Raw genomic sequence first — 5,305 nt, 5'->3', positions numbered from 1 at the left:
CCCAGGGCTTCTCCACGCGCGCCATTCACGCCGGGCAGGAAGCCGACCCCCGCACCGGCGCTGTCGTGCCGGCGATCTACCAGGTCTCGACCTACAAGCAGGACGGTGTCGGCGGCTTCCGCGAGGGCTATGAATACAGCCGCTCGGCCAACCCCACGCGCACGGCGCTGGAGGAATGCCTCGCCTCCTTAGAGGGTGGGAGTCGCGGATTCGCGTTTTCCTCTGGGCTGGCTGCTCAGGACTGCGTGATCCGCTCCCTGCTGCTGCCGGGCGATCACCTGGTGGTGCCGAATGACGCCTACGGCGGCACCTACCGCTACATCAACCAGGTCGCCCGACCCGGCGGTATCGAGCACACGGTCGCAGCGATGAGCGATGTCGACGCGGTGCGCGCTGCGATCCGCCCCGGGCAGACCAAGATGGTCTGGGTCGAGACGCCGAGCAACCCGATGCTCGGCATCGCCGACCTCGCCGCCCTCGCAGAGGTCGCGCACGAGGCCGGGGCGCTGCTGGCGGTCGACAACACCTTCGCCTCCAGCTATCTGCAGCAACCGCTGCGCCTCGGCGCCGACGTCGTGACGCACTCGACGACCAAATACGCCGGCGGCCACAGCGACGTCGTCGGCGGCGCGGTCGTCACCTCGACCCAGGTCGGGATCGAGGAGTATGCCGATGCCGCCGAGCGGATCGCCTTCCACCAGAACGCCATCGGCGCCGTCGCCGGGCCCTTCGATTCCTGGCTGGTCCTGCGTGGCTTGAAGACCCTTGCGCTGCGGATGGAGCGGCACTGCGACAACGCGGAGAAGATCGTCGACTTCTTGCAGGGCCACGAGGCGGTCTCGACGGTCCTCTATCCGGGCCTTCCCGATCACCCCAACCACGACGTGGCCGCACGCCAGATGAAGCGCTTTGGCGGGATGGTCAGCTTCCGGATGAAGCGGGGCACCGACTCCGCGCTCAAGGCGTGCGCGGCGGTGCAGGTCTGGACGTTGGGCGAGAGCCTCGGTGGTGTCGAGTCGTTGCTGGAACACCCGGGTCAGATGACGCACGCCAGCGTCGCGGGCACCGAGCTCGAGGTCCCCGGCGACCTCATCCGGCTCTCGGTGGGCGTCGAGGACGTCGAGGACCTGATCGCCGACCTCGGCCAGGCGCTGGACGTGCACGGCACCGCCTGAGCGCGGGGCCGTGCCCGGTCGCCGCCCGCAGGCCGTCCTCTCACTCTTGTTTGAGGCGCTTGAGCACCTTCCTGGGGCTCGGGTTGGTGACGGCCACGCCATCCATGACGACCGTCGGGACCGTCTCGTTGCCGGCGTTGACGCTGCGCACGAAGGCGGCGGCCTCCTCGTCGTCCCAGATGTTGACCCAGGTCGCGCGCTCGCCGGCCTCCCCCAGGGTCATCCGGAGCCGCAGGCAGAACCCGCAGCCGGGCCGCCAGTAGATGAGGACGCCGGTGCTCGCGGCCGGGTCGGCCTCGTCAGCGGTGGTGGTCAGGTCAGCCATCTCCAGCTAGCTCCTTGTCTTGGTTCTGTCCGGGCATGGTCATTGCGTCGAGCCCGTTGCTAGCAACCGCACGAACTGCTCCTCGGTCAGCACCGGGACGCCCAGCTCCTCTGCCTTGTCTGCCTTGGACCCCGCGTTGGCGCCGACGACCACCCAGTCGGTCTTTTTGCTGACCGACCCCGACGCCTTGCCGCCGCGGCTGATGATCGCCTCCTTGGACTCGTCCCGGGAGAAGCCCTCAAGGGAGCCGGTGACGACGATCGTCTTGCCCTCCAGCGTCCGCTCGACGGACTCGTCCCGCTCGTCGGCCATGCGCACACCGTCGGCGGCCCACCGGTCCACGATGTCGCGGTGCCAGTCGACGGCAAACCACTCCAGCACCGACTCCGCGATGATCTGGCCGACGCCCTCGGTGGCGGCCAACTGCTCGAGGGAGGCCGAGCGGATGGCCCCCATCGACCCGAACTCGGTGGCCAACGCCCGAGCCGCTGTCGGCCCGACATGGCGGATCGACAGGCCGACCAGCACCCGCCATAACGGCTGGCCCTTGACCTGCTGGAGGTTGTCGACCAGCTTGCGGCCGTTTGCTGAGAGCACCCGGCCGTCAACAACCGCGGACTCCGCGTCGTTCTTCTTGGCCGCCCGCGTATAGAGGGGGACGGTCGCGATGTCGTCGGCCGTGAGCGAGAACAGCGTCGCCTCGTTGGTGAGGACGCCGGCCTCCAGCAGCGCGTGGACTCCTTCGCCGCCCAGCGCCTCGATGTCGAAGGCACCGCGGCCGGCCAGGGAGTAGAGGCGCTCCCGCAGCTGTGCCGGGCAGTATTGGGAATTGGGGCAGCGGATGTCCTTGTCACCCTCCTTCTGCGGGGCCAGGGCCGTGCCGCAACTGGGGCACTGCGTCGGCATCACGAACGCGCGCTCCGTGCCGTCCCGCAGCTCGGCGACCGGGCCGAGGATCTCCGGTATGACGTCACCGGCCTTGCGCAGGACCACCGTGTCTCCGATGAGCACTCCTTTGCGTTCGACCTCGGAGGCGTTATGCAGCGTCGCTCGCTCGACGGTGGACCCGGCGACCTGCACTGGCTCCATCAGGCCCCATGGGGTGACACGGCCGGTGCGTCCGACATCGACCCGGATGTCGAGCAGCTTGGTGGTGACCTCCTCGGGCGGGTACTTGTAGGCGATCGCCCATCGCGGGGCCCGTGAGGTGTTGCCGAGGCGGCGCTGGACCGCGACCTCGTCGATCTTGATGACGACCCCGTCCAGCTCGTGCTCGACATCGTGGCGATGCTCGCCGTAGTAGGCGACGAAGTCGCGGACCTCCGCCATCGAGGTGACCAGCTTGGCGCGATCGGAGACCGGCAGCCCCCATGCAGCGAGCAGCTCGTAGGCCTGTGACTGGCTGGTGATCTCGAAACCCTCCCGCGCGCCGATGCCATGGACGAGCATCCGCAGTCCCCTGGCGGCGGTGACCCTCGGGTCCTTCTGGCGCAGCGACCCGGCAGCCGTGTTTCGTGGGTTGGCGAACGGCGCCTTGCCGGCCTCGACCAACCTGGCATTGAGGTCTTCGAAGGCTTCCACCGGGAAGAACACCTCGCCGCGCACTTCCAGTAGCGCGGGGATCGGGACGGGCTCGCTGGTGTCGTGCCCACCCTTGACGACTGCTCCGTCCTCGACCACTGCCTCGGTCTCTTGCTTGGCAGGGGTCCGAAGCAGGTTGGGGACGCCCTCGATGGTGCGGACGTTGAGCGTGACGTCCTCGCCCGTCCGCCCGTCCCCCCGGGTGAGTGCCCGGACGAGCCGGCCCTCTTCATACAGGAGGTTGACGGCGAGCCCGTCGATCTTGAGCTCGCACAAGAACTGGATCTGCGCTCCCCCGGCGTCGCGGACGACGCGGTCGGCCCACGCGGTGAGCTCTTCCTCGGAGAAGACGTTGTCGAGACTGAGCATGCGTTCGACGTGGTCGACGGCGGTGAACTCGGTCGAGAAGGTGCCGCCAACCTGCTGCGTCGGGCTCTGCGGAGTGCGCAGCTGCGGCCACTGCTCCTCGATCGCCACGAGCTCCTGCAGCAGCGCGTCGAACTGCCCGTCCGAGATCGTCGGCGCGTCCTTGACGTAGTAGGCGAATTGGTGCTGCTCGATCTGCTCCGCGAGGTCGGTCCAGGTATGGCGTGCCTTGTCAGGCAGCTGCTCGGTGCTCTGCGGAAGCGGCGTCTTGCTCACCCGACCATCTTGTCAGCACGCTCTGACAGGACGAGAACATCAGGGGGTCGCGGTCTCCGTCGGGGCCAGGACGACCAGGAGGGCCGCGGACGCGTTGAGGACGATCCAGATGAGGACGGCGTATGCCATGCCGAGCTGGTCGGCGATGAGGCCACCGGCCAGGCTGCCCCCCGGGATGACGCCCATGGCCAGGGTGCGGCGGGTGGCGAAAACGCGTCCCATGAGGCGGGTGGGCGTCAGCTCGGCTGTCAGGCCGGCGATGACCACGTTGTAGACCACGATGCTCACGCCCCACAGGAACGCGCTGGCGCTCAGCCACCAGGTGGCTCTGGAGGTGTCGAACAGGGCCAGCAGAGTCAGGGCAGCGATCGGTGCCAACAGCAGCATCGAGGCGCGCAGCACCCACTCCACCCGGAACTCCTCCACCAGTGGCACCGCCACGACCGAGCCGACCAAGGCCCCCATCGCTCCCAGCGAGATGAGTAGGCCCAGGGTCTGCGTCCCCAGTCCGAGGGTGCGCAGGACCAACACGACTTCGATCGCCGAGTGCGCGGCGAGCCCTAGGTTGACCAGCATCGACGCCAGCGTCAGCCGCCAGAGCGTGGTGTTGGCCCGCAGCACGCTCCACCCCTCCTTGGCTTCGACCAGCAGCGTGGCCAAGGCGCCGGTCCCTGATGGGGTCACGCCCTCCTCGGGCTGGCCCGCTGGCGGACCCACCCGGAGCCGTAAAGCGACCAGGGCCGCCAGCACGGTCACCACCGCGGCCAGGGACAAGGTCGGGCCGGCGCCGATCGCGGCTACCGCGATTCCGGCCAGAGCTGGGACCACGAGACCGACAACGGACTCGGCCGACTGCATCCGCGCGACCAACCCGGCCACGGCGTCCCGCCCGGCGACCCGTGGCGCGATCGCCGTCTGGGTGGTCTCGGTGACCACAGTCGTGATGCCGATCAGTCCGGCGAGCACGTACAGGTGGATCATCGTCAGTCCGTCGAGGGCCCAGGCGGCGACCAACGTAGCCAGCAAGGCCGCGCGAGCCAGGCCGGACCCGGCCAGCAAGCGCACCGTCGGCGATCGGTCGACCAGCACCCCGATGGGGATCCCCAGGACAAGGAAGGCCAGGGCGCCGACCGCGTTCAGCAGACCCATCTGGGCGGCGCTGGCCCCCAGGAGCACTACGGCCAGGACGTCAGTGGCGAAGTCCATGCCCTGGCGGCCAGCGGCATCGAGGGCATTGGAGAACAGCAGCGGTCGCCCTCGTCGTGACGAGGACGATGGCGCACGAGAAGCGGGGTCGAGTGCAGACATGAAAATCCTTCGGTTCGAGCAGGCGAGTGGGCAGAACGAAGGACCGCGCGTTATTCCAGCGCGGTCCTGCTACCCAGCACTTACAGGCTTACTCGAGCCCTGACGAACATGTCTTTTCTTTCTGGAGTGAACCGAACCTGCGGCGCGGACGCTCTGCGCCGACGACGTAAGCCTACTCGCGGCCCCGGTTGACAGATCTCGCCGTTGGGCATGGACTGAACTGATGACCAGCGTCGAGTCCCCGACCCAGGGCGATACCAGGGCATCATTCTTC

Annotated in this window: 4 protein-coding genes; 1 reads left to right on the top strand and 3 read right to left on the bottom strand. The window is 68.5% G+C overall.

Annotation, left to right across the window (positions count from 1 at the left end):
- Window positions 1-1,175 (top strand): cystathionine gamma-synthase (locus Q4P07_RS08925; protein ID WP_303374561.1); only part of this gene is annotated, 1,175 nt, incomplete at its 5' end.
- A gap of 40 nt (window positions 1,176-1,215) precedes the next feature.
- Here the strand turns inward: Q4P07_RS08925 and Q4P07_RS08920 are convergent.
- From Q4P07_RS08920 to Q4P07_RS08910, 3 genes are read right to left on the bottom strand one after another with little or no spacing between them, the layout of a single operon-like run.
- Window positions 1,216-1,500, bottom strand: a complete 285-nt coding sequence (locus tag Q4P07_RS08920) for a glutaredoxin domain-containing protein (protein ID WP_303374560.1) — start codon at window positions 1,498-1,500, stop codon at window positions 1,216-1,218.
- Window positions 1,501-1,539: 39 nt separating this feature from the next.
- Window positions 1,540-3,723, bottom strand: coding sequence for an NAD-dependent DNA ligase LigA (gene ligA / locus Q4P07_RS08915; protein WP_303374559.1), 2,184 nt, complete (start codon window positions 3,721-3,723; stop codon window positions 1,540-1,542).
- A 39-nt stretch (window positions 3,724-3,762) separates the two neighbouring features.
- The gene (locus tag Q4P07_RS08910) at window positions 3,763-5,031 is read right to left on the bottom strand and encodes an MFS transporter (RefSeq protein ID WP_303374558.1); all 1,269 of its coding nucleotides are present in this window, start codon (window positions 5,029-5,031) and stop codon (window positions 3,763-3,765) included.
- Between the last annotated feature and the right edge of the window lie 274 nt (window positions 5,032-5,305).

The sequence above is a fragment of the Ornithinimicrobium sp. genome, assembly GCF_030537745.1.
Classification (GTDB): Bacteria; Actinomycetota; Actinomycetes; order Actinomycetales; family Dermatophilaceae; genus Ornithinicoccus.
Note: the sequence above shows the minus strand (reverse complement) of the source record. Positions and strands in the feature narration are given on the sequence as shown.

Coding starts and splice junctions, on each gene's coding strand:
- Q4P07_RS08910 (WP_303374558.1), bottom strand. CDS start 5,031: ATGTCTGCACTCGACCCCGCTTCTCGTGCGCCATCGTCCTCGTCACGA.
- Q4P07_RS08920 (WP_303374560.1), bottom strand. CDS start 1,500: ATGGCTGACCTGACCACCACCGCTGACGAGGCCGACCCGGCCGCGAGC.